The following is a 25,717-nucleotide window of genomic DNA, read 5'->3' as shown; positions in this document are numbered from 1 at the left end:
CTTTTTTACTCATAAGAAAACCGAAAGATGTTAGTCTTTCGGTTTTTTGTTTTTGTCAATTACTTGGGCTTAAGGTTGCACCCAAGCATTATTATAGGCATCATATATCATTTGTCTTAGACTAGTCGTCCCTTGCAAAGTAACGCCTTGAGAGTTCATCACAATAACACAATCTACACCTGTTCCCGGGAACATCACAATTTGTGTTCTAACGCCTTGCGAAACTGTTGGGTCACTACTGGTACCAATGGACCCGGCCTTTCCATAATAGTTCCCATGGATTTCATCCGCAGGATCAGCGACATCCATGCCCAAACGATGCAGTTTCATTAAATCCCTTTGATCCTTGGTCACTAAAATTTCTGTGTGTTCAAAATACGCATTCACTTTTGCCATTTCAAGTGTTGTCATAAAATAACCGCCCCCGCCAGACTTGTTATTCCAGCTTCCGTAAAACACCCCTCCATTATTACTTCCATCGTTTGAATTGTAATATAAGGTTGAAATGTCTCTGCTTTCAGGAAAACACCCGACCAATGGTAATGACAATCTGTCAAAGATATTCTGTTGCATATACAGCAAATACATAAATTGGGTATTGGCATCATTTTCAATATCGATAGCCGGACTCCCTTCAAGGTTACTCCATAAAGAAGGAATTAACACGCGGTACAAAGCAAAATTTACATTAAGGTAATTTCTGGTTTTTGCATTCACTACACCAGTTTCTATACAGTCCTTTAAACCTTGATAGCCTAAAGTAACATCAAAATTGTTGTTGGTACTTTGTAATCCAGATTCGTGTTTTAAAAGATCTTTAAAGCTTAAATTATTCACCCCCGGCCCTTTAGTCCAAGAGTTAGGAAGCCAATCTGCAATATCGTCTTCAATACTAAGGTCGTTTGCTTCCAATAGTTGCATTACGGCAATAGCTGTATAGAATTTGGTAACACTGGCAACATTTATTTCTTTATACAACGTAAAATCCATAGAACCGTCGGCCGAATTTCTGGCTTTCCCAAAGGCATCTGATCTTTCTAAATTCCCATTTTTACTGATGGTATATGCCCATCCTATGGGGCTATCACCTCCCACTTCAACATAATCAATTAAATTTTGTTCAAAGACATCCATATTAAAAACGGCGGTATTGGTTTGGAAATCGTTAAAAGATTCTTCAACCTCACAACTCGTAAAGGCTATGAACAAGAAAAAAATGAATAATTGTTTTACTAACTTACTTTTATTCGGTACTGAAAACGTTTTGTTTGTAGCTATCATTGGTGTTTATTTTATTTATTACACTAATAGATAACTTGCACTTGTATTTTGTTACCTCCTTTTTTTAAGTTATTTAATAATTATCTAGCCAATGGAAGTGTTTTTTGGTGATTGCCTCTTTGTTTTCCTCAATATGTTCTATATGTGCTTTGGCGATAGTAGACATGTTTTTAGAACTCAACCAAATCAAATTCCAATTGGTAACAATAGGTAGGCCTTTTACCGGGATAATCTGTAAATCTCCTAGTTTGAGAGCCGTTTTTATACCAATTAATGGCATTATTGAAAAACCAAGTCCAGAAATCACAGCTTGCTTTAAAGCTTCATTAGACGTTAATTCCATTTTCTTATAAGTAGAAATCTTTTTAGAATCAATAAATTTTTCCATGGCCAAACGGGTGGCAGATCCCTGTTCGCGGTAAATCAACGGTAATTTTTGAAACTCGGCCTTGGATAAATGCTTTCCCTTAAGTTTATAGTCCCTCCCTCCTACCATGTACAGCTCATTTCGCATCAGCTCAATGCGATTTATTTTGAGCTTTTTAGGTATGGTAGACACCATAGCAAAATCTACTTCGTTATTTTCCAGTGCCCGAATTACGGAGGCTTTATTGGTTACATCCATAATCAAGTCTACTCCTCTATTTTTGTTGATAAAATCAGACAAAAAATAAGGCATTACATACTTTGCTGTGGAAACGATTGCGATCTTCAGCTTGCCTGCCAATTCGCCCTGAAAGGACAATGCCTTGTAATCGATAGCCCTGACTTCTTCCATGATTTTCTCCGCCGCCTGTGCAATTTCTTCACCAAATTCTGTGATATAAATACGCCGACCTACTACTTCAAACAAAGGAATTTTAAACTGATCTTGGAACTTTTTTAACTGAATAGAAACAGCTGGCTGGGTAAGATACAGTGCTTCTGAAGCCTTAGTAACACTCTGTAATTCAGCTATTTTTAAGAATATTTCTAACTGGTGTAATGTGTAATTCATAACATTAGTTTATATATTTCATAATAAATATAAATAAAATTATATGAAATATTTGTATAAACTTTGCACCAAATTTAAAAACGATGAAAGAAAGAATTATTAGCAGTATTAAAAAAATGAAAGCCAATTCGTTAAACAGGAGTCAAATTATCTTGACTTTTATGTTCTTAGTTGTCATTCTATTATCCTTACAGAATGATGGCCTATTTATTAAGGAACTGGCACTAATTGGAGCTATAATGTTGCTTGCTACGATTAGTTCAAAGTCAAAAAATCAAGATAATAGCAACTGGTAAAACACATTGAATGGATTTACATTTACTAATTGACAACCTTACAAACCCGGCACTACTATTCTTCTTTTTAGGCGTTATAGCGGTGCAGCTGAAGAGTGACTTAAAAATACCTGAGAATTCTTCAAAATTCATTTCGCTTTATCTGTTGCTTGCCATCGGATTTAAAGGTGGACAGGAGCTAGCGCACAGCGAATTCGACCTAGAGATATTATGGTCGCTTTTATTCGGGATCTTTCTAGCAGTTGCCGTTCCAATCTATGCTTATTTTATCCTTAGACGGAAATTCAGTATAGAAAATGCGGGAGCCATCGCAGCCTCCTATGGATCCGTAAGTGCAGTAACTTTTGTAACAGCTATTTCATTTTTAGAAATTGAGCAAATCCCTTTTAGTGGGCATATGGTAGCAGTTATGGCATTAATGGAAGCACCTTCAATAATGATTGGACTGTTACTCATCATGCTCTTTAAAGGAGGGAAAGGAAAATCTGATATCCCAATGAAAACAGTGTTTCAGCACGCCTTATTTAATGGCAGTGTGCTGTTAATATTAGGGAGTTTAGTTATTGGTTACTTGGCTAGTGAAGCCCAGGCCCAAGGCATTAAGCCCTTTACAACGGATATATTCAAAGGATTTTTATCAGTTTTCCTTTTGGACATGGGTATCACCAGTGGTCAAAAGCTAAACGAATTTATAAAGAAAGGGTGGTTTGCCTTAATTTTTGCCATCGTGGTCCCAATCATCAATGGATGCCTGGTGGCAGTAGCAAGTGGGGCCTTTGTAACGGGTACTGGAAATAGATTGCTTTTCGCAATTTTGGCGGCAAGTGCCTCTTATATTGCGGTACCAGCAGCAATGAAAATAGCGGTACCAAAGGCAAGCCCGAGTTTGTATATACCCATGGCGTTGGCCATTACGTTCCCGTTTAACATCACACTCGGCATGCCCCTGTATCTGTGCATCATTCAAAACTGTTATTAATAAAGTATAATCTAAAATTAAAATATCATGGAAACCGTAACAAAAAAAATCAACGATATTACAATGGAAAAGCAAAACATTAAATTGATTGACGGATACTTTAACGTGTCGGAAGCTAAGGACGTTATTGATGCCGTATTGGACATCAAGATCAACCACCATAAATTAAAAAGATTGTCCATTACCGAAGGCAACAGTGAAGATTTATGCGAATACGATAGTGGCAGAATCAATGAACTTATTGATGCGAAACTGGATGCACAATCGTTTTTTAATGACCCTAGTCTTCAGGGTAAAAAATTGAAGATTGAAAGTACTATTACTATAAAGGTGGAGGAATAAATTTTTTTCTGAAAGTTATCGCAATACTAGTAGTCCTTTATAATTTTAATTTAGCTATGAATTAGGATTGAACAAAAGCCCATTTTGTAAAATGGGTTTTTGCATTTTTTTTCTTTAGTCTATAAAATATTTCTGACATCTGATGCATTGAAAACTTCATTACGCCCATACTTTAATAAAAGTGAAGAAACAATTTTACGAGTCCTGGGTAAGCATCTTCTTTATATTTGTCCTTTTTCAGGTCTGAAAAATAAAAACACTTCAAATACAACATAGAATATCAGAAGAGGTGCCAACCAATTTGGACGATTATCTACAATAACAGCAATATGCCAAATAATAAAACACCTAACCGTCATTACAATTGGCAATGCCGCGTTCGATTCTTCTTTAACCTTAACGGCGTGCAGATATATTTGACCCAAAACAGCTAAAATCGTTGCGAGTAATGCAATTATAATTCCAACTGCTGTTTCAACTAGCAGAAAAACTATTATTGAACTTATTAAAACAATTACATCCCCAATCCATGCTGTCTTATCCCATCCAAAAACAACTGGAAAAGTTTTGTATCCTGTTTCTCTATCGGCCGATATATCTTTTAAATAACCTATTAAAACAAAATTTGTATAAGACACAAAACTCAATAAAAGGACTAAGGGTAATTTACCATTTAATAAATTTGAATTGATAATAGATATATATCCCATTACTGGCAAAAGCCCTACAATCCATGCATTATAAAACGGCCCAATAAACCAGAAGTTCTTCTTAAAATATGAGTATGTCACTAATCCAAATACACTTAAAGCACCCAATACCACATTCCACAAATTCAAATAAATTAAAACCAGCACGCTTAAAACAAGACCAGTTACACTTACGATTCTGACAGATTTTATTGAGATCACCCCTTTTGACAATGGACGATAAGGCGCAGAAATGGCATCAGTATCTGTCTGCCACGTGTCCGTGAGTGCTTGCCCAAATCCGTAGCCTAAAAACAAAGGAATAAACGTTAACCATAAACGCCATTGACTTACGGGGTAAGCTTCTGCAATAGCAATTCCACTCAATCCAGCAATTCCAGATATAAACAATAAATATGGGCGACACTGAATTAAGTAAGCCTTAAAGAATCTAAGGCTAAAGATTGGGTACGTATTTTTCATATTAGAATTATTTCTACTACTATTTGCAACTCTATTTCATAATATAAATAGCCTTTGGAATCACAGAGAAACTGCAGTGTTTTGTAACAAAAACTTCTCCATCCGCTTCCACAGGTCTAGGCTCATTAAACGAAACTTTTAAGTCTTTTAATTTATATGTTTTTCTTTTTGCATTAGTTTTGAAGCGACCCTTCACTAAGCCAATAAGCGTTCTTAAAAGTTCAAATTTGTTCATATCATCACAATAGTTTAAACCTAAAAAACCATCGTTGAAAACTATGTTTTGTTCATATCTAAAACTGCCAGAAATATTTGGGTTTTTGATTACGGATAAATTGGATAACACAATGCTTTCATTAATTTCGTTATCAATTAATAATTCAGCTTGATAATTTCGATATAAAAAAATAGTCTTTACAGCTGCAAAAAAAATAGCCGCATCTACCCAATTTCTTTTAAGAAATTTTAGAATTGATTTAGGATGATTAAACCTATAATTGGCTTCAGCAGTTATACCAATACCGGCATTTATTATAAAATATCTTGTATTTAAGTCTCCTTTAGCATCTTGATAGGTGATTTTTCCAACATCAGATAATTGGCAATTATCCCAGTTAACTTTTACTGGCACACCCATAATATAAGAAGTATGGGGTTTATGGAAATCATTGCTAGAGCCCAAAGCTATTGCTCCAACATATACTGGCCTGGAAGTGTTATCAACCAAGTTTAAAAGCACATTAATCATATAATTCAAACTACCATCTCCACCTGCACTAATAAACCCATCAACACCTTTATCATTATATAACTCCTTCAACAAAGCATCAAAATCACAGGGAGGTTTAAAGGTAATTATCTCTGTATTTTCAGGAAAAACCTCAACTACGCTAGAATATATTTTCTTCCAAGTTTTGGCCGACTTACCTTGTCTCGCATCCAGATTAACTAATATTGCTATTTTATTTGGCTTCATTATATATACTTCTTAAACCAGTTTAACATCATTACGGGTGCCAAAATTAAATCTACCGTTAGTGTTATAAATACAGTAATTCCTATTAGAATTCCTAGTGTGAACACTTCCATAAAATCTGAAAAAACTAATACTCCAAATCCACCAACTAAAATTAAACTTGTTCCTAAGATTGCTTTTCCACATTCTTCTAAAGCTTTTGAAATGGCATATTCCACACTACTCCCTTTTTTTCTTTCTAATTGAAAACTACTCAGAAAATGAATCGTATCATCAATAGCAATAACAAATCCTATGGTAAAGATTATTGATGTTGCCCCGCGCAACTCCAAACCTGTAAGCCCCATTGTACCCGCAACGATTAAAATTGGAATAAGATTTAATAACAAAGTCAAAAAAACGAGCACCACGTTTTTGTATATAAAACCTAAGGTAATTGCAACTGTAATAATAGCCAATATTAATCCATAAAACATATTTTTTATGCGCTCTTGATGTGCTCTATCAATCAAATAATCCCTTCCAGAAAGTCTCACCTCTACTTTTGCAATATCTATTAAAGTATTTACATGATTTAAAATTTCATTATTCCTCTTAGCGACATTTAGCCTCCCTAAATCTTTCATTCTACCTGAAAACTTGTAAATATTATGAGTCTTGTTAAATAAATAGTTATCAGTATTTATTGTATTAATATCCTTATCATATTTTAGTATACTTTTTTTATCGACAGGGACGGGATTCGTTTTAAAATCAGAAGGCCGATATGCTCTATGAAGTAATTTATAAAATAAAATTGGTGACTTGACCGAGTTTATATATTCCAAGCTATCAAGATAGTTTTGAATATTCAAGCCCATTTTAAGTATCTCAGGATTGTTTAGCTGAACATTTTCTTTTGCCAATAATAAGAGTTCAAAATCTCTGGAACCACCAAATTTTTTCTCAAAAAAAGAGTAATTCTTTGCAAGTTCACTTTGCATAGGCACATTTGATAGTTTGAAATTATTTGTGTTTATTTTAAAAATTGATACTATAGAAATAAGTGATAGAATGAAATATGTTGCTATAACTTTTTTTGGATGGTTTTGAAATCCGCGTGCTTTATTGATGACCTTTTTTGACAAGTTTTCAAAAAATCTACTTGATGAAAAAGCTAAATTATTGTTTGGTACCAAGAAAAATATTGGCACCAGAGAAATAGTCAAAATATAGGCTAAAAGTATTGACAATCCAGCTTCAAAACCAAATTCTCGTATTGCTGGCATTGGTGAAATATACATTACAAAAAAACCAACCGCTGTTGTAAAGGAGGTAATAAATGTGGTTTGACCAATTTCTTTTAATGTATCATGAATCGCTTTTTTTTGATGAATCCCATTGGCTCTGAATACATTGTATTTAAACGACATGTGAATAACATCTGAAATCCCTATAATTAGTATTATTACCGGAAATAAATTGGCCATAATACCCAAAGGCCTATTAAAGAATGTCATACCTCCCAAAAAAATAATAAGCGAAATGGAAACCACAATCAGTGGAAATACTATTGCAATAAATTTCCTGAATATTAAAACAAGTGAAACTATCAAAAAAACAAAAAACCAAAGTGTAAAGCTTTTTATTTCCTTAGCAAGCAAGTCCTTAAAGGAAGCTTCAAGGTACTTATCACCCATGATATATGAGTTTAATGCAAGGCTTTCTCTTATATGTTTTAGCCTATTTAATAATACAACTGTTTCATCCTTATCTAAATCATCTTCAACTTCTAACCAAATAAATAAAGTGTTACCTTCTTTATTGATAAAATATTGTGTCCATTCATAATCATCAAAAACTTTTTTGATATCTGTTTCCAGTTTAGCACTGTCATTTTTATTCAAATAATCTATTCGCGTTAAACCGAAAAACGTATCATATGGATAGGATAGGTCCATTAACGAACTCACTTTTCTTATCTCAGAGAGGTGCTTTAAACTATCAATAAAACCATAAGAAGTTTCTAAAAAGGCTTTATCTAAAGAAGGCTTCTGACTTTCTAAGCCGACCACAATTATATTTTTAGTATCGCCAAATTGAGGTTTAATTTCTTTGTAAAAAGTATACTCAGGATCATTTTCTGAGAAAAAATGCGAAAAATCTGTATTAAATTTTAACTGACTTAAAATCGATAGAGAAAACACCGTAAGAGCAATTACAATTACCAGTAAAATATATCGGTATTTAATCCAAAGTTTTATCATAAGCACCTTACGTCTAAACTAATACTATCATTTGAATCTAATGGAAAAGTGCTACATATCTCGTAGGCATAACTATTAATAGCAATAGGTTTTAAAAGTGAATACAGGTTTGATTTCTTAGTACATGCTACAAGTAAATATCCAATATTTTCTTCTTGAAGGTGAGCCAATATTGAGTTGATTTCGTCTTTTGTTGGCATATTATCATATGCCAAAATACCAAAACACAATTCATCCCCTTCATTAGGAAGTTGTTTGCTCTTTGCACTAAAAAGTGCCAAAATGTAATTAACAAACTTAATCAAAAAGTGAAGCTTTCTTATTTTTAAACGATAGATTAAGTCAGCTCTCCAAACTCGTGGTTCTCCTTTAAAACTGTGAAAAAAAGATTCTGACGCTTCACTGCAAAATTCAGAAGTTGTAGTTAAATTTTCAGGAGTTGATTGGTTTTGTTTTTTCTTCAGTCTTTTACTGGTTGGAATTGTGAGATACGCAAATGGGTATTTATAAAGCGCTAAACCTAAAATTCCAGCTGATTTTTGTACCGCCTTATTTCCTTTCTTCATAGTCAAAAATACATTGGACACTTTGTTGGGTAAACAAAAATTTTTGTAAGCATGCTTTCCCATTTTTTTTGTCAATCCATGCCCTCTGGCATGTTTCGCAACTCTGACATCATAGCAATACCCAACATTCATTTTCTCACCATTAACAGTGATTGGCACAATAGAAACGGCAAGTGTACCCAATAGCTTCCCTTTAAAATCAACCGCAAGATATATTTGGTGCTTTTCAAAATTCTCAGAGCGCCTTTTAAAAGAGTCCTTAATCATTTCGAGTTGAATCCACCTTCCTTGAGGGGCATCATTTTCTAAGGCAAGTAAAGCACTCTCGTAGCTTTGCGAATAAGGGATTATTTTATATTCTAAAGTGCTCATGCTTTTTCTAATAAATGAACCTTGTACATTTTGGTGCGGTCCATATCTGAGACATCTTCAACCTTATAGCCTAAAGCCGAAATTTTTGCGATTATATTGGCATCTATATGATTTCTTAAATAAGACCTGAACAAAAAGGCACTCTTACAAGCTTTATTAATCTGCAGGGCATTTATACATTTTAAAACATAGTCTGTTTTATGAAAACTTAAAATATCAGACATTGAAAAAAATACGTTAGAATTAAGCGAATTGAAATCGTAATCCTCTATAAAGTTCAATACGTCATTATTTACAAACTGTATCTCAATCTCCTTTTTTCTTAATTTGTCTTGAATAACTTTTAACGTTTTCGGGTTCTGAGAAGGTGGCAAAAACTCTACATCCATTTTTTTTAACGACCCAATAAAAATAAGATGAGCCATAAACGATTTATGGAATTCTTTTTTATCAATTAATTCTTGAAAGCCATTAGTAACAATAGTATTATCAACTCCCTTTCCAACAAAAGCAGGATCCTTATTGCCCAATACGATATAGCTTATTTTTTTTGAGAATATACGTTTTACAATTTTCCATCTGAATTTTGAAAAACTTTCATAATCCTGATTAAACATATTTAAAAACGATGGACCTAAAAATCCATTTAATAATGGCCTAGCTTTAGATAAAAATTGTTCATATTGACCAATATTAAGTATGCCTTTTTTGATAAAACGATGATTTTTGTCCCAATAATTCTTTGTAGAAGCCTCCAATTTATTTTGGAGTTTCATAAAAAACGTCATCCTTTCATTCGCAGACATTTCAGAAGCACCTATAAACCCCAAATAGCCCTCTACATCAAGCTCTGTTAATGCTATCAATTTTAATTTTAATAATTCAATGGCATCAGAATTTGTATCTACGGCAAAAACTTGTTTTAAATTGGCATTATCAAGCAATGTGATAAGTCGCTCACCGCTGCCAATAACAGCAACTATTGAATTATATGCTTTACTATAAACTATTTCGGGCGAGGAGTCTTCGTTAACATGAGAATACCATATCATATCAAGAATTTTTAGCTGAATTATGCCAAACTTCTTCTAGACAAGTTACCAATTTATCAATATCTTCTAAGGTATGTTCTGCCGAAATGCTTATTCTAAATCTTTGATCATTTTGAGATACAGCTGGAAACTCGATGGAGTTAAGAAAAATGCCCATCTTATCAAGCGCTACGTTTGCCTCCCGAATATTAACCCATGTAGGCACTCTAACCGAAATAATTGCCGCTTGGGGATCTGCGGTTAACTCAAAATTTTGAAGTTTACTAAGTGCATATTTAGTGTTTTCTAAAACTTTTTTACGCCTCCAAGGCTCACTTTCAACAAGGTCTAACCCAGCCAAAACAGACGCTATTGTAACTGGTGGAAGCGCCGCCGAAAACACATATGGCCGGGAAAAATACCTAATGTAGTCTATAATGTCTTTATCGGCAGATAAAAAACCTCCGGTTAACGCAAATACTTTACTAAAGGTACCCATTGAAATATCTACTTCTTTCTCCATTTGAAAATATTCGGCCGTACCACCACCATTTTCACCCAACAACCCCGTACCATGAGCATCATCTAAAACAAGCATCGCTTCATGTTTTTTACACTTATCAACTATTGCTGGTAATTTTGCCAAATCTCCGTCCATAGAATAAACACCTTCAACACAAACAAAAACATCTTGATAATTTTTTGGCTCCAGCTTTTGCAATACGTCCTCTAACGACTCTAAATCATTATGCTTAAAAGTATTAAAATTAGCATTATTGAGTTTAATACCATCGTATAATGACGCATGACTATGCTTATCTAAAACAAAATTATTATGAGATGCAGAAATAGCAGAAACCAAACCTAAGTTGGCCATATATCCTGATGGAAAAATGAGGGTATCCTCTTTCTTTTTCAGACTCGAAAGTCTATTTTCCAAATCTTTCATCAGTAAAGTATATCCATTCAGTAACGGAGGCCCACCAACACCAGTCCCATATTTTTTTAAAACAGTTATTATTTTTTCCTTTATATATGGATGATTCGCAAAACCAAGGTAGTTATTGGAGGCGAACATTAACATTTCGCGTTCCTTTTTAAGTTCTTTATCAAATATAAATACTGTTCTTCCCGTAGCTGATACAACTATTCGTCTATATGTGAATTGCTTGTTTGTTTCTAAAGTATTTAACATACCATTAAAATTGAAACTTTTGGCTTTCAATGATTTGTTTTTATTTGCTTTTTCAAAATGATATAAATCATTTTTCTCTTCTAGCGTTTCTTTCAACAAGTTTCTCATAATCTTATTTCTTTATCTAGTTTCAATAACTCCAACATGTATTGTTCTGGACTATTAATATGCTTTTTTTGGTAAAGGTTAGTTGTTTCAAAAACATTTAACAACAAACCATCGGCATTAGTTAATACTTTTGCTTTGTTACTAACTTCTCCTATCTTAATAGGTTTCCAATTCATATTTTTTGCTTCATTTTCAAACGCTTTACTTTTATCTTCAGGAATAGTAAATACAAGTTCGTATTCGCCATGTGGGCCACACAAAAAAATCCAATGAGGTAGCTGTTTTTCCTCAGAAATTTTTAAACAAGTATCGTGGAGCAAGTTCTTTAATGGAATTTTAAGGTTGAAACCCAAATTATTTATTTCCATAAGTTGACATATTGCTGGAAACAGACCATCACTGGTATCAATACAGGAACTGGCAAACTCGCTTAACAGTTGCCCTTCTTTAATTTTTGCTTTTGGCAGATACTCAGTTTCAGCGCCATCAATAAACCGAGAATAGGCGTAAGAACTGCCCAATCCCATTTTACCAGAAACATATAAAACATCTGATGTTTGCATGCCTGTTCTCATTAGCTTGTTTTCACAAAACCCAAGCGCGGTTGTTCCAATTTGAAGTATACTATTTGTATTTGTGTCACCACCTAATATATGACACCCATAAAACTTACAAGCATCGTTTATTCCCTTTTGCAAATTTTCCAAACTAAGAGCATCGATTTCATTCGGAATTTTTAAATCCAACAATAGCCCCAAAGTTTTAGCGCCAACAGCGGCCAAATCGCTTACACTAATTGTTACTGCCATCCATCCTATTTGGTAATTATCTGTGTATAGCCCTTGTTCTATTTCTTCAACAATAGCATCATAAGTCATCGCTAAAATCTTGTCATTATCAAAGCGAATCAATTCGGCATCACATTCAAAAATGGCATTAAGCTGAAGTGGTGCTCTATTAAAGGCGTCTGCAATTAATTTTATATTTTCATTTTCTATAATTTTATTGTTGCTCACGTATTACGTTTTTGATTTTTTTAAACCATAAAAAGGTAGTTAATAAAAATACACTTTCATTAAATTTACTTTATTTCATCTTAAATATAAACAAGTAATTTGTAACATAATATTTAGTTAAGGCTAATCAAGTAGGTCACCACAATATTCATCGCCAACTTTATAAGCATCACTATCTATTCTATCAGCCTCTACCCAATCATGCCTAATTGAACCATCGGGCAACTTTACCGTTAATTTAAAAACATAACCGCCAGTAGTTATACTAATTTGACGAAAGGTAAAATCGGTTACCGTACCACAAGTTATATCTGAACCTTTAGAGCACCCTAAACATGTAGCGAAAAAAAATATAACTGTAATAAATTTTAATATAGTTTTCACTTTATGATTATTTAAAGCTGTGTTTTATTCCGAAACTCATTAAAACATTCTTTAAATTATAACCTATTCTTCCAAAAGAGTTTACAGCATGACCTTTATTACTTCCTGAAAATGATTCTACATCAAAATATAAAGCCGTTTTTTTATTTATAAAATAGTTTAATCCAACTCCTGGAGTAAGACTTCCATATTGTTTTGTATAATCAGTTGATAAATTACTGGAGTAATTCCTATAAGTACTTTTAGTTTCTATATTAAGCGCATAACCCATTTTAAGATTTGCTCCTAAATTTTTATAAATCCTAAACTCCCATTTTAAACTAAACGGTATTGCTATTACTGCTCCCTCAAAGGTTCCTGAGTACAAATCAGTACCAGGACCAAATAACCCACTAGAACCTGATTGAAAAAACGAAACACCAGTTTCAAAATATTTTATCTTGCCAGACAAACTCCAATGTTTTGCAAAATAGTATTCTGCTAAAAACCCACCTTGAAAAGCAGTTTTAGACTCACCTTGTGGGGAAGAATTAATTTTGTTTGTACCCAATTCTACTCCAAAAAACCATTTCCCTTTTGGATTTACAATTTCTTTTGTTTGTGATACCACTTTGCCAGAAAATAAGCTCAGGCATATAATCATGAGTATTGTTTTCATAATTAATAGTTTTAAAGGTTACTATTTTTTACAATCCCTAGGATGAGCAGTCTCGTATGCTCTCTCTTTTTCTATTTCACCTCCCTTTGTAATAACTAACTTATCTTCACAATCATTATCTAGAACCCGCATAAAGGATAATTTGTGACATTTTGTTAGTAAATCTTGCCTCACCAAAAATATGAGTAGTAACTTTTTCTTAATTTATTCGGATCTCTTTATAATAGCGCACCTACTTAGGTCTTCTTGCTTTGATTTAAAGACAGCCACATCACCCGAAATTTTAAATTTCTTTTTGCCTGTGCCAATTATTGCTCCTAATGAAGTACCTACAAGCGTGCCTAAAACAATTGACCCGGCTTTGGCAGCCTCCCCATAGACCTGAACCACAAGAGCGTCATCATCATTAGTCCCTGAAGAACCCAAAGAAGCCAACAAGCCTCCAGATAGTCCGCCAATCAAAATGCTTCTCCCCATTTTTCCTTTTCTTTGAATCTTTATTTGATAAATATCTTCGGCTTTAATCATTATTATTTCACTTTCGTTTTCTAATGATAAATCACGTATAATCTTTAAGGATTGATCATCAACAGCATACAAAAAACCCTTTTGTTTGCTTTTATTTGCAAGTACCACCCAAACTTTGTAAATCTTCACTTTTTTATTTTTTTTTTGAGCATGTGTGTTAAAACTATTTAAGAGTGCTACGCATAATAGTATTAGTTTGAAAGTATTTCCCGTTGTTTTCATAATTACTAGTTTTAATGGCTATTACTTTTATATTTTCATTTTATAAAATCGTTCTTAAAGGCGATTGTATAGGATACATATGCGGATTTATTATTCAATTTTAAATATGAAAACTTTGGTTTTAAAACTGAAAATCAAATCCAAGACAAATGGACGAATACCTGAAATTTTTGTTTGATAAGCCTTAGCTTACAATAGAGTTAATTACAATTTTCACAATCAGCAAAAGGCAACCTTGATTCAATCCCTGATTTAATAACCAAAACCAGCCCAACCACAATAGCCACTAGAGGCATGGTAGTCATAACAGTTGAAAGCGGTTTGTTTTTCAATTTAACTTCATGAATATACTCGGGGTTTAACACCGTTTTACCAAGTCTATCGTTTGTTTTTTTTATACCGTAATATTTTCCGTCCTCAAATACAATGTTGTTGTATTTGAGGTTAATGCCTGTAGTGGTTTTACTTTTGCTTTTATATCCTGCGAGGCGGCGTCTTCCATTGAAACTGGTACAGATTGATAAACCGTGCAGCTTTGTAAAAGCACAATGAGACTTATTACAAATGCAAGATTGTTATTTTGCTTTTTAATTTTCATAGTAGTAACTGTTTTTGGTTGGTAATTATTTATTATTCATAAAATTATAGGGCGCTCTTACAAATTTATATTGACCCTCTTTGAAACACTTTTACTATTCTGTCAAAGCCTTGGACTATTCTTGCAACCTCATAATTAAACGAGGTATTAAAAGCGATATGCCACCGAAACTTGCATGTAATAGCCCTCAAGAGTCCCCAAATTGCCGTCGAAGTTGAGCATGCCCATATTGTAGGCGAATTTTAGACCCATGGCCTCATTCAATCTGCACTTTAAGTTCAGTTTTATCCCAAAATCAAAATCATCATAAAAATCCCGCCACGTCAGATTCTCGGCTATATCATTAAATGTTTTCGAAAACAGCCCTCCAATTTGGGGTCTCAAGCCTAAATCCATCCATTCAAATAGCAACAACCTGTTGCTCACTTTCAATTTTGGTGGATTATTCGATACATCATGTTTAGGTGCATTTCTAAGGTCTTGCGCCCAAACAAGATTCAGCATACAGAGCATTACGAAAGTCAGCACTTGTGTTTTCATCGTTTGCTTGTTTTTTATGTTTAATAGCATTGAAAAGCAAGGATAGGGCTATTCGTTGTAAAACGGTTTTGACGAAGTCTCTTTTGGAAGACCTCAAACTACATTTGCCGTAAGCCTACTTTTAATGGCCCGTGGCACTATGGTATCCAAAAACATGAATACCTTGTTCATCTTTCCGGGGACAATCAGTTCCTGTTTCATAAAGAAGCGTTTTAGCGTTTCCTTGGCGGCATCTTCCGGATCTAGTATCGAAGTTCTGGGCAACCACCCTAGCCGTCTGTTTTGCATGCATAGGCCCGTGGTGGTATTCATGCCCCCGGGACATACCACCGACACCCAAATGCCATATTTGCCAATTTCCTTTCTTAAGCTTTTTGAAAAGGATAGCAGATATGCTTTTGTTCCACTATATACCTGCTTTTTGGGCATATTGAAAAAACTGGCCATGCTACTGACGTTCAAAATTCCAGAAGGCGCATTGGTCTTAAAATCTTCTATAAACAACTTGGTTAATAAGGTTGGTGCCGTAACATTTACCCCTATTTGGGTCAACATGTAGTCCTCTTGCAAATCCTCAAAATAGCCCTTGCTGAGTACGCCCGCATTATTGATGAGATACTTTATGGAGGCATTATGGGCTTTTACACTTTCGTATAGCGCCAAACAATTTTCCTTATTGCTCAAATCCATTTCAAGGGCTATTACATTAATTTCAAAATTTGACTTTAGGAACGCACCCAATTCCAACAATCCGGAATTTGGCAACGCTACTATGACTAAATTCATTCCTTGCTGTGCAAATTCTATAGCGAGCGATTTTCCGAATCCAGTGCTTGCTCCTGTAATTAAGGTATATGGTTTCATGGTGCCAGTTTTAAAAAATTAATCGTTTCCTTAAGCCCTACGTACAAGGGTGTGGCTCTATAATTCAAATCCATTTTTGCCCTGTCGGATGTTGCGATTCGATTGACAAAAAGGAAATCCAACATTTTCGGAGTGATAGACGGAGCGATTCTGATTACCCTTTGGAATAGCGATACCATTGAAAAAAACAACTTTACCAGCCCAAAGTGTACTTTAACAATTCGAACATTCCTCCGAGTCAGTTTCATTATTAATGAAAAGAGTTGCTGATAGCTGACATTTTCCCCGCCTATAATGTACTTCCCATGGTTACGATGGCTCTTCATCGCCAAAATATGGGCCTTCACCACATCATCAATAAAAACATAATTGGAGGTACTCTTTAATTTATCCGGTACCATTAAAAAGTCTTTCCTTGCCAGCATACTGATCAGTTTGTTCACCCCACTCGAAAAGGTGGCCACCCCGGGACCGTACACTTTAGTGACGTTTAGAATAATGCAGGAAAGTCCTTCTTTAATATACTTTTGCACCAATTCTTCCGACATGCTTTTGGTGAGCTCATAATCATTAGCAAAAGATGCTATTCTTGGCTGTGTTTCCGTGATGGGCACCTCATTATATGACGGCCCATAAACCGACAACGTACTTGTATAAATTACCTTTTTCACTCCAGCGAATACGGAAGCTCTAAGCACATTTTCAGTACCAAGCACATTGGTATTGTAAAAGGAATCAATAGTTCTGCATTTTAGATTGGTAAAGGCCGCGCTGTGGAAAACATATTCACAGCCCTCAATCGCTTTTGCAATAGACCCATAATCACAGATATCACCTTTAATAAGTATGATATTGCGGTGTATTGGTGCCTTTTCGGAATGAAGATCCCTCACTAGGGCATGTACCGTAATGTTTTGGTTCGCCAAGGCCAAGGCCAATTGATGGCCTACGTAACCCGTTGCTCCTGTTAATAAAACTTTCATGATTTATGTTTTTAAGGTTTGATGATGAAAAATTGATAGTTCGTAAACTGCGGAAAGCACTAAGTGCATTAAAAATGCATACCAGACATACTGCGTTTCATAGGTCAAAATGCAAAGCACAATACCAAACGGAATGGTGCCTATGATCTCTTTTTTTGAATCGAACAGATGAATGATCAAATAGGCAAAGGTGCAATATCCAATACCCTGGATCAGCCCAAATTGTTCTATCAAGGCTAAAAGTAAAACGCCCCTAAAAAAGAATTCGTAGCACAACAGGAACACAAACCGCAATGAAAAATATACCCATCCATCGGAAGAATTATAATGGCTCTGCTTTTCGTTAAAGTGGTTCGCACTACTTGCCGAAGTTCTCGATATCCACGCACATAATGCTAACAAGGCGATGTAAGGGATGAGGATTTGTATGCTTGGCATCTCAATCACACCAATCAAATGCCTATATTGTGGCATTAGCAGATAAAAGAGCACCCCGAAAAGCACAATACCAAGTGCATGTTGCAAATTTAAAAGCCTGAGACCGTCGCTTTTAAAGAGTGCCTTTTCAAGATTGACCACGCCCAAGCCTTTGTAAACCCAGCTTACCGCAAAATATGTCAGGAAAACAACGCCGATAATCACCCATATTGTTTGAGAGGACATCATGACAAAACAGGTATTAAAGTGACACTGAACAAGGTACTATTGGCCTCTATCTTAACACATTTCCCATCTTTGTAATGGAATATATTGTACTTCCCATCCGAAAAATCTACTTTGTATTTTCCATTGCCAAGTGTTTCCAACCGTACTATTCGCCTGATGTTGTCGCAATACACATTTTTGATCCCTTTCGGTTCATTTAAATACAATTTCACAAGGTTATCCTGAATGGTTTCAAAGTCCAGAACTTTGGTGGTATTCGCACTTTTTTCGTGATAATTTTGATTTTCATAAACCACATTATGATTGGCCTTCACCGTATTATTCACTTTTCTGAACACCGAAGAATATACCATGACTCCATTTTTGTAAACGGAGGTTTCCTTTCCCTTTATGACAAATCTTAAAATAAATCTTACATCAATATTGCTTTCCAAATAATAAATAGTAGCACTATTTTCCATCCCGCAGGTCACTTTTAAAGTACCAATTACCGTCTGGTTTCTTACCACATTATAACTGATCTGTTGTATTGGTTTCGTCTCATTTCCATAGGACGAAGCAGTGAGGAATAACAGTACTCCCAGTATCCTAAGTTTTAAGGACAATTTCTTTATTAAGTTCCATTTCTTGGAACCGGACGAGCTTGATCTTAGCTTTTTCAAAAGGTATAATATTAACATGGGTATCATGACTAGTAATTTTTAGTTATTAATATGCCTGGCCGATTTTGGCAACATATTGTGCCAACAGCCTTTTTTAAATGAAGATTGACCAAAGAGGTTGAAACGCTCTACAGAAATCTTCCTGTCAAATGCTACTCAAAGCAAAAAGAGGAATTTTAAAAATCGATTTTTTTAACCTTCCATGGATCCAGATGAAAACTTTGCAGGCGAATGGTGCATTCACGTATTTGCTCATTTTATGAATATGAATTTCCGACGCACTAGCTGGTTTTATTCTAGATTCAAGGTTGCTATTAATTGAATCTATAAAGGGAGAAGGATGTGATGCAATATTAGGATAGAATGCCATATTTGGCTTTCAGCATCTTGTCAAAAGCTAGGATTATTTTTGCTGAAAGGGTTCAAGATTAGCACTATTCTTGCATATTTATGAAGAATAACATGGGTGAATTATTGGATTTCGGTAGGTGATTTTCCAAACTCTTTTTTGAAGGCACGGCTAAACCAAGAAGGGTCCTTAAACCCAACTTCGTAAGCAATTTCGGATATGGTTTTATCTGAGGTTTGAAGAAGAATTTTGGCTTTGTTCAATCGAATAGACCGAATAAAAACGGCCGTTGATCGATTGGTGGTGGCTTTAATCTTTCGGTATAACTGCGATTCGCTCAAATGCATTTTTTCGGCGAGTTTTGCTGAATCAAAATCCGAATCGTCCAGAGATGTATTTACCAACTTTACCACCTGTTGAATGAATAAGGTTTGAGGTTCTTTGTCCTTCCGCTCAATAAAAGCTCTAAAATCCTCCTGACTGAATTTTTCAATCATGGTTTTTCTAAGCTGTATCAATTGACCTATTCTTGCAAACAGCTCTTTTTTATTAAATGGCTTTACCAAATAGGCATCGGCACCATGGGTCAATCCTTCTATACGGTCTTTATCGCTGGCTTTCGCTGTTAAAAGTATAATTGGAATGTGATTGGTCACCAATTCCGTTTTAAGGGTAGCACAAACCTCAAAACCGTTCTTTTTGGGCATCATCACATCGCTGATTATGATATCTGGAATATAGGTTTTGGCTATTTCAATACCCTTTTCCCCGTCTTCTGCCAAAAGGATTTTGTAATCCTTTTCAAGGCAGGTTTTTAAATAATAGGCAACATCTTTATTGTCCTCTATAATCAAGGCAATTGCCGATTTTTCATCGATTGGGATAGGTACGTTCTGGTCATCCGCAATAGTTGCCTTTGCCAAACTCGCACTGCTTTCCGCATGCACTTCAACTTTTTTAGTTGAAATATGAGCCTGGTTTGAAATGGGCAACGTCACAGTAAACTCGCTTCCTTTTCCTTCTTCACTATTTACTTTAATTTGCCCGCCCATCAATTTTACCAACTCCTTGGTCAACGCTAAGCCAATGCCCGTGCCTTTAAATTGCGGGGAAGTGTAATTTTTAACTTGATAAAACTTCTCGAATACATTTGGGAGGTCGGCCTTCGGGATTCCTATGCCGTCATCAATAATCTTAATCATTAAGGTTTTGTCTTCTGTTTTTAAATGACAAATGATTTTCCCGCGATCCTCCGTAAATTTTATGGCATTCACGATTAGGTTTTTGACAATTGTTGCCAGTTTTTCGGCGTCAACATCTATGTATAATTGGTTTATTTCGGAATAAAACACATAATCAATCTGCTTTTCCTTGGCCATGGACTCAAAGCTTTCGAAGATATACTGGATGTAGTTGACCACCTCCATTTGCACCAAGTCTACGTCTATTTCGGCACTTTCCAATTTGGTAAGATCCAGCATGTCGTTTACCATTTTTAAAAGACTGGAACTGTTTTCCTTTATTAAATGGAGTGATTTTGCTGTATCCGATGATTTGGATTGGTTTTCTTCCAGAGTTTCGGCCATTCCCTGAATCACAGTAATCGGCGTCCTAAATTCATGGGTAATATTGGTGTATAGCGAATTTTTGAGTTGGTCTATCTCCTTTAATTTTTTGGATTCGGCCAAGGCCAATTTTCTGGACAATTGAAAATTATAAAACCAATAGGTCAGGGCAATCAGCAATCCGATGTAGCTGAGAATAGCAAGATTACTGGACCACCAAGGCGGATATACCTTGATTTTTAGTTGTAACGGTGGCTTATTCCAAACTGTCCCTCTTGAAAATCCGTTGATCTCCAAATCAAAAGTTCCTCGAGGTAAATTCAAAAACTGAATGGTATTGTCGTTTATAAAATTCCATTCATTATCAAGAGGGGTTAACCTATAGGCATACTTAATGTTTTTATCTAATCGGAAATCCAGAGCCGAAAATTTCAGGTAAAACGGGAACTGATTATTTTGAATATTTATTTTTGCTGTGGCTTCAATTGAAGCTTCAAGAGTCCTTTGACCATGGGAAGACTCAATTACCTCCTCCCTTATACTCAACTGCAAAAAATAGAGCTGCTGGGGCGCATCCAATGTTGCAATAGAATTGGGGTTAAAGTAAGTAAGTCCTTCCACCCCTCCCATATAAATTGTGCCATCGTCTTCGCGATATCTGGCATGCGTATCGAACTCCCTGCCTTGAATATTGTCGAATGTAGAAAAATGTGCAAACTTCTGGGTAACGGGGTCAAACTTTACCAATCCGTCATTAGTCCCAATCCATAGATTACCTCGTAAATCATCTTGAAGACTGTAAATCAGCGTATTGGGAAATTGATCTTGTTTTGACCACGAAGTGAAGTCGCCATCGCTATTTAAAAGGCTCAACCCTTTTCTGGTGCCCATCCAAACACGGGCATTGTCATCCACTAAAATATCATTCACGGCATTATGGGCTAAACTGCCTTTAGTGTAATCCTCCTTTCTGAAATTTTTGAATTGAATTTGATTGTAGTTGTTACTCTTAAAAGAAATTCTTGAAACACCATTTTGAGTGCCGACCCAAATATTTCCATTTTTATCGAGCTCCAAGCAATTGGTTTCGTTGCTGGTTAATGTATTACTCTTATCGGCATCATGTTTATAACGCGCAATGTTATAGCTACCGTTTGGATGATACTCCATTCGAAAAATACCATGTTCGTGGGTAGCGCCCCATAACACATTGTTGCCATCCAAAACCAAATCTTTCAAAAAGTTGGCATTGATGGAATTGGTATTATTTGGATCATGATAAAAGTTTTTGAACTTAAGGTGCTGCGGATCAAAATTATTCATATCCAGCAGACTAAGCCCCCTTGTAGTAGCAAACCATATTCGGTTGTTTATTTTATCATAAACAATGGCCCTTACCACCGAGCCGGCAATGGAATTTGATTCGTTCTGGTTATCAACATAATAATATACACCATCATTGGTAATGAGATTTAGCCCTCCATCCGAAGTACCCACCCAAAGTCCATTTTTATCCTTGTAAACCGAAAAAATCACATTGTCATTGAGCAACCTTTGCCCCTTTTTGTTCTTTGAGATATTCTGGAATACGGAAGGTTTAAATTCAATACAGTTCAATTCGTTGGCCGTGCCCACAAACAATTGAGTCGGGGAAACTCTCAGCAAAGCCTGTACGGTATTATTGCTTAAGCCTAGCCCGGCTTCCTCTTTATACTCTATCTTATCCTTTACTTTTAGATCGATGAAGTCATAAAGATACAGGCCTCTGCCTGTGGCTATCCAAACATGACGGTCGTCTTCTTTAAGAAAATCCAACACATGCATGGTTTTGAACGCTCCACTATTTTCAAGCTCTATGGATTTTACTTTACCAGTTTCAAATTCATAGGCATAAAATCCGTCATAACCCCCGACGAACAAATTATCCGCTGTTTTGAAAAAACTCTGAACATTTCCCAAAATCTTAAATTGGACTTTTGGATGTTCAAAATCCTCAAAAAAACCTTGAATGGTCCCGTCCAAATGGCCGACCCACAACATCTTGGTATTATCCTTAAAAATGCCTGTAATGGCAGAGTTACTCCTATAGTTTACAGGTGGACCTACTAAATCTTCCCAATAGAACAATCCATGATTTAGGGTAGCCACCCAAATGCCATTTTGGTGGTCTTTGGCCAATCCGCTAACAGTAACCTGTTGGTCAGTAATACCAAATTTGATACTTCGAAAAGTATTTTGATGTGAATCGTACAAATTAAGGCCTTTGTCCCTTGTGCCTACCAAAAGCTTCCCGTCGCTATAGGTTTCGATTTTAGTAATATAATTTCCAGAAATTGATAGCGAATCATTGGAATCATGCAGAAATGTTTTAAATATATTCCCATCATATCGATTCAGTCCATCTGCTGTACCAATCCAAACGAACCCCTTATCGTCCATCACCATATCATTCACTGACACTTGGGACATACCGTCCTCCATGGATAAATATTCAATTCTAGGTACCGCCTTTTGGGCAAGTACTGTGCAAACATTGAAAATGATGCAAATAGAACATAAAAATTTATTCATTTGTACTTTAAATGGTTGGTTTGTAACGAAAGATTCCTAAATATAGAAATTATATTCTTACAGAAAGGCTTGTTATTCTAAAATAACACCTATCGAAAAAACTGTTAAACCCTGTTAAAAACTTGACTTTCTCGTATCAGTGTGTATATTGTATGTTAATCTTTAAATGAAAATGACATATGGTTTACACAGAAAAAGACAAGCATTCAGACGTTTTAGAAGAATCCATCAATTACTTGGAAAATCGCGGTTTTGAAAACATTAAAGTCGATATTGATGGCTACGAATCCCCAAAATCCTATATAAAAAAAGGAAGTGATATTGCCGTTACCCCTGACATCGTGGCGACAAAAGAGGGACGAAAATATATTTTTGACATCAGTTTGAAGTCAGAAAAGCCACAGCTTCTTAAATCAAAATGGCTATTTCTACAAACTCTGAGCAACTTAAAATCCCATAGGTTTAAGTTGATTACAAAGCGAGGACATATTCAATTCTCAAAGGATATGCTAGAGGACATCAACCTCACCAACACCAAACTTATTAGAATATAATTGTATATTTAACACGTTGTGACTTTTTAACGGAATTTGCGTCCAATTAAAAGACAACATAAAATTAATGTGTATCATTTTGTAACATTTTTTGTTATTTGTACGTATAACTAAAGAGAACCCAAGATTCACAATTAATTTTACAGGAGATTTTTAGATGAGACAACTTAAAATTACGAAGCAGGTTACTAATAGGGAAACCGCTTCGTTAGATAAATATTTACAGGAAATTGGTAAGGTAGACTTAATTACCGCTGATGAGGAAGTGGAGTTGGCACAACGCATTAAAGCTGGCGATCAAATAGCTTTAGAAAAGTTGACCAAAGCAAACCTTCGTTTCGTTGTATCGGTAGCAAAACAGTACCAAAACCAAGGATTGACTTTACCTGATTTGATTAATGAAGGTAATTTAGGTTTGATTAAGGCCGCACAGCGTTTTGATGAAACCCGAGGTTTTAAGTTTATTTCCTATGCGGTTTGGTGGATTCGTCAGTCGATTCTTCAGGCATTGGCCGAGCAATCTCGTATTGTGCGATTGCCATTGAACAAGATTGGCTCTATCAATAAGATTAACAAGACGTTCGCCTTTTTAGAGCAAAGTCACGAAAGACCACCTTCTGCTGAAGAAATTGCAAAAGAGTTGGATATGACTATCAACGATGTGAAGGAGTCCATGAAAAACTCTGGCCGTCACGTAAGTATGGATGCACCATTGGTTGAAGGTGAGGATTCCAACCTGTACGATGTATTGAACTCAGGTGAGTCACCAAATCCAGACAAGGAATTGTTGCACGAATCCTTACGTACGGAGATTGAGCGTGCCTTAGAAACCTTAACGCCTCGTGAGGCTGACGTTATCCGCTTGTATTTTGGTTTAGGAAACCAACACCCAATGACCTTGGAAGAAATAGGCGAAACGTTCGACTTAACCCGCGAGCGTGTAAGACAAATTAAAGAAAAAGCTATTCGTAGATTAAAACATACGTCTAGAAGCAAAATATTGAAAACATATTTAGGATAGCAACAGTGCTACGACTAAATTACGGTAACAACAGTTACACATAACTGTTCGTTTTTTGATTGATGAAAGAACCCCCGGCTGATTACCGGGGGTTTATTTTGGCCCCCAGCCCCTCCCTAAATCCCTCCCCAAAGGGAGAGGGACTTCAAGCCGGCTAAGCTTTCTTCCTGGCTTGAATCGAATTCACTATCAACAATAATCTGTCTCCTGTCTCCTGTCTCCTGTCTCCTGTCTCCTGTCTCCTGTCTCCTGTCTCTTAAAATCTGCATATTTTAATTACATTTGCAAAAATCTAAATAACCAAACCTAATTATGTCAAAAATATTAATCGCCCCATCAATTCTCGCCGCTGATTTTGGCAACCTTCAACGCGATGTTGAAATGGTAAACCAAAGCGAAGCTGACTGGTTTCATATCGATATCATGGATGGCGTATTTGTTCCAAATATCTCATTTGGGATGCCTGTACTGAAGTCTATTGCCCAACACGCAAAAAAGACTATCGATGTCCACCTCATGATTGTTGACCCCGATAGGTATATTAAAACTTTTGCAGAGCTGGGAAGTGATATTTTGACGGTTCATTATGAAGCTTGCACCCACTTGCACCGGACACTTCAAGCTATTAAAGCCGAGGGGATGAAAGCCGGCGTTGCCCTCAATCCACATACCAATGTAAATGTATTGGAAGATACTATTAACGATATCGACCTGGTTTGCCTAATGAGTGTCAACCCCGGTTTTGGAGGCCAAAGTTTTATTGAGAACACCCATAATAAAGTGCTTCAATTAAAAGAATTGATAATGCGTAAAGGCGCTTCTGCACAAATAGAAATTGACGGTGGCGTAACCAGTAAAAATGCCAAACAATTGGCCGCTGCCGGTGCAGATGTGCTTGTAGCTGGTAGTTTTGTTTTTAAGAGTTCCAACCAACCGAAGACCATCAAAGAGTTAAGGGCAATTGCAAACTCTTAG

At 35.6% G+C, this 25,717-nt stretch carries 24 protein-coding genes; 5 read left to right on the top strand and 19 right to left on the bottom strand.

From position 1 onward, the window contains the following. Positions 1 to 69 precede the first annotated feature (69 nt). On the bottom strand, positions 70 to 1,281 hold the full coding sequence (locus H7U19_RS02415; protein ID WP_186558240.1) for a serine hydrolase domain-containing protein: 1,212 nt from the start codon (positions 1,279 to 1,281) through the stop codon (positions 70 to 72). A gap of 73 nt (positions 1,282 to 1,354) precedes the next feature. Further along, a complete protein-coding gene (locus H7U19_RS02410; protein WP_186558239.1) occupies positions 1,355 to 2,278 on the bottom strand; it encodes a LysR family transcriptional regulator in 924 nt (307 codons plus the stop codon). A 306-nt stretch (positions 2,279 to 2,584) separates the two neighbouring features. Between H7U19_RS02410 and H7U19_RS02405 the strand changes: the two genes are divergently transcribed. Further along, positions 2,585 to 3,553, top strand: a complete 969-nt coding sequence (locus H7U19_RS02405; RefSeq protein ID WP_186558238.1) for a sodium-dependent bicarbonate transport family permease — start codon at positions 2,585 to 2,587, stop codon at positions 3,551 to 3,553. A 27-nt stretch (positions 3,554 to 3,580) separates the two neighbouring features. Continuing rightward, positions 3,581 to 3,895, top strand: coding sequence for a hypothetical protein (locus H7U19_RS02400; protein ID WP_186558237.1), 315 nt, complete (start codon positions 3,581 to 3,583; stop codon positions 3,893 to 3,895). Positions 3,896 to 4,116: 221 nt separating this feature from the next. On the opposite strand, the gene H7U19_RS02395 is transcribed toward H7U19_RS02400, so the two are convergent. From H7U19_RS02395 to H7U19_RS02315, 17 genes are all read right to left on the bottom strand, one after another. Beyond that, positions 4,117 to 5,067, bottom strand: a complete 951-nt coding sequence (locus H7U19_RS02395) for a UbiA family prenyltransferase (protein WP_186558236.1) — start codon at positions 5,065 to 5,067, stop codon at positions 4,117 to 4,119. A 31-nt stretch (positions 5,068 to 5,098) separates the two neighbouring features. Then, entirely contained in the window at positions 5,099 to 6,043 is a 945-nt protein-coding gene (locus H7U19_RS02390) for a diacylglycerol/lipid kinase family protein (RefSeq protein ID WP_186558235.1), read from the bottom strand. Then, positions 6,043 to 8,289 (bottom strand): efflux RND transporter permease subunit, encoded by a 2,247-nt coding sequence (locus tag H7U19_RS02385; RefSeq protein WP_186558234.1) that lies wholly within the window; start codon positions 8,287 to 8,289, stop codon positions 6,043 to 6,045. Before H7U19_RS02385 ends, H7U19_RS02390 begins: the two co-directional genes overlap by 1 nt. After that, positions 8,286 to 9,227, bottom strand: a complete 942-nt coding sequence (locus H7U19_RS02380) for a GNAT family N-acetyltransferase (protein ID WP_186558233.1) — start codon at positions 9,225 to 9,227, stop codon at positions 8,286 to 8,288. The genes H7U19_RS02385 and H7U19_RS02380 overlap by 4 nt, the downstream gene beginning before the upstream one ends. Then, positions 9,224 to 10,279 (bottom strand): DUF3419 family protein, encoded by a 1,056-nt coding sequence (locus H7U19_RS02375; RefSeq protein ID WP_186558232.1) that lies wholly within the window; start codon positions 10,277 to 10,279, stop codon positions 9,224 to 9,226. Before H7U19_RS02375 ends, H7U19_RS02380 begins: the two co-directional genes overlap by 4 nt. Before the next feature lies 1 nt (position 10,280). Beyond that, entirely contained in the window at positions 10,281 to 11,552 is a 1,272-nt protein-coding gene (locus H7U19_RS02370; protein WP_186558231.1) for an aminotransferase class I/II-fold pyridoxal phosphate-dependent enzyme, read from the bottom strand. A gap of 5 nt (positions 11,553 to 11,557) precedes the next feature. After that, complete coding sequence (locus tag H7U19_RS02365) at positions 11,558 to 12,577, bottom strand: thiamine-phosphate kinase (protein ID WP_186558230.1); 1,020 nt, start codon at positions 12,575 to 12,577, stop codon at positions 11,558 to 11,560. A gap of 123 nt (positions 12,578 to 12,700) precedes the next feature. Continuing rightward, a complete protein-coding gene (locus H7U19_RS02360; RefSeq protein ID WP_186558229.1) occupies positions 12,701 to 12,961 on the bottom strand; it encodes a hypothetical protein in 261 nt (86 codons plus the stop codon). Positions 12,962 to 12,968: 7 nt separating this feature from the next. Beyond that, entirely contained in the window at positions 12,969 to 13,619 is a 651-nt protein-coding gene (locus tag H7U19_RS02355; RefSeq protein ID WP_186558228.1) for an outer membrane beta-barrel protein, read from the bottom strand. 204 nt (positions 13,620 to 13,823) lie between these two features. Beyond that, a complete protein-coding gene (locus H7U19_RS02350; protein ID WP_186558227.1) occupies positions 13,824 to 14,369 on the bottom strand; it encodes a hypothetical protein in 546 nt (181 codons plus the stop codon). 394 nt (positions 14,370 to 14,763) lie between these two features. Next, positions 14,764 to 14,967, bottom strand: coding sequence for a hypothetical protein (locus tag H7U19_RS02345; RefSeq protein ID WP_186558226.1), 204 nt, complete (start codon positions 14,965 to 14,967; stop codon positions 14,764 to 14,766). Between the two features lie 147 nt (positions 14,968 to 15,114). Continuing rightward, positions 15,115 to 15,507, bottom strand: a complete 393-nt coding sequence (locus tag H7U19_RS02340; protein ID WP_186558225.1) for a hypothetical protein — start codon at positions 15,505 to 15,507, stop codon at positions 15,115 to 15,117. Between the two features lie 93 nt (positions 15,508 to 15,600). Further along, positions 15,601 to 16,371, bottom strand: coding sequence for an SDR family NAD(P)-dependent oxidoreductase (locus H7U19_RS02335; RefSeq protein WP_186558224.1), 771 nt, complete (start codon positions 16,369 to 16,371; stop codon positions 15,601 to 15,603). Next, positions 16,368 to 17,354: an NAD-dependent epimerase/dehydratase family protein gene (locus H7U19_RS02330; protein ID WP_186558223.1), complete on the bottom strand. Its 987-nt coding sequence runs from the start codon at positions 17,352 to 17,354 to the stop codon at positions 16,368 to 16,370. The genes H7U19_RS02335 and H7U19_RS02330 overlap by 4 nt, the downstream gene beginning before the upstream one ends. Positions 17,355 to 17,357: 3 nt before the next feature. Beyond that, positions 17,358 to 18,020, bottom strand: a complete 663-nt coding sequence (locus H7U19_RS02325; RefSeq protein ID WP_186558222.1) for a CPBP family intramembrane glutamic endopeptidase — start codon at positions 18,018 to 18,020, stop codon at positions 17,358 to 17,360. Further along, positions 18,017 to 18,682, bottom strand: a complete 666-nt coding sequence (locus H7U19_RS02320; protein WP_186558221.1) for a DUF6134 family protein — start codon at positions 18,680 to 18,682, stop codon at positions 18,017 to 18,019. Before H7U19_RS02320 ends, H7U19_RS02325 begins: the two co-directional genes overlap by 4 nt. Positions 18,683 to 19,153: 471 nt before the next feature. Further along, entirely contained in the window at positions 19,154 to 23,167 is a 4,014-nt protein-coding gene (locus tag H7U19_RS02315) for a hybrid sensor histidine kinase/response regulator transcription factor (protein WP_186558220.1), read from the bottom strand. A 179-nt stretch (positions 23,168 to 23,346) separates the two neighbouring features. Between H7U19_RS02315 and H7U19_RS02310 the strand changes: the two genes are divergently transcribed. The 3 genes from H7U19_RS02310 to rpe all read left to right on the top strand — a co-directional run bounded on the left by H7U19_RS02310 (position 23,347) and on the right by rpe (position 25,717). Continuing rightward, the gene (locus H7U19_RS02310) at positions 23,347 to 23,721 is read left to right on the top strand and encodes a hypothetical protein (RefSeq protein WP_186558219.1); all 375 of its coding nucleotides are present in this window, start codon (positions 23,347 to 23,349) and stop codon (positions 23,719 to 23,721) included. 157 nt (positions 23,722 to 23,878) lie between these two features. Beyond that, a complete protein-coding gene (locus tag H7U19_RS02305; RefSeq protein WP_019387909.1) occupies positions 23,879 to 24,742 on the top strand; it encodes a sigma-70 family RNA polymerase sigma factor in 864 nt (287 codons plus the stop codon). Between the two features lie 312 nt (positions 24,743 to 25,054). Next, on the top strand, positions 25,055 to 25,717 hold the full coding sequence (gene rpe, locus H7U19_RS02300) for a ribulose-phosphate 3-epimerase (protein ID WP_186558218.1): 663 nt from the start codon (positions 25,055 to 25,057) through the stop codon (positions 25,715 to 25,717).

The sequence above is a fragment of the Hyunsoonleella aquatilis genome (assembly GCF_014270105.1).
Taxonomy (GTDB): domain Bacteria; phylum Bacteroidota; class Bacteroidia; order Flavobacteriales; family Flavobacteriaceae; genus Jejuia; species Jejuia aquatilis.
This window is presented reverse-complemented; position numbering and strand designations above follow the sequence as displayed.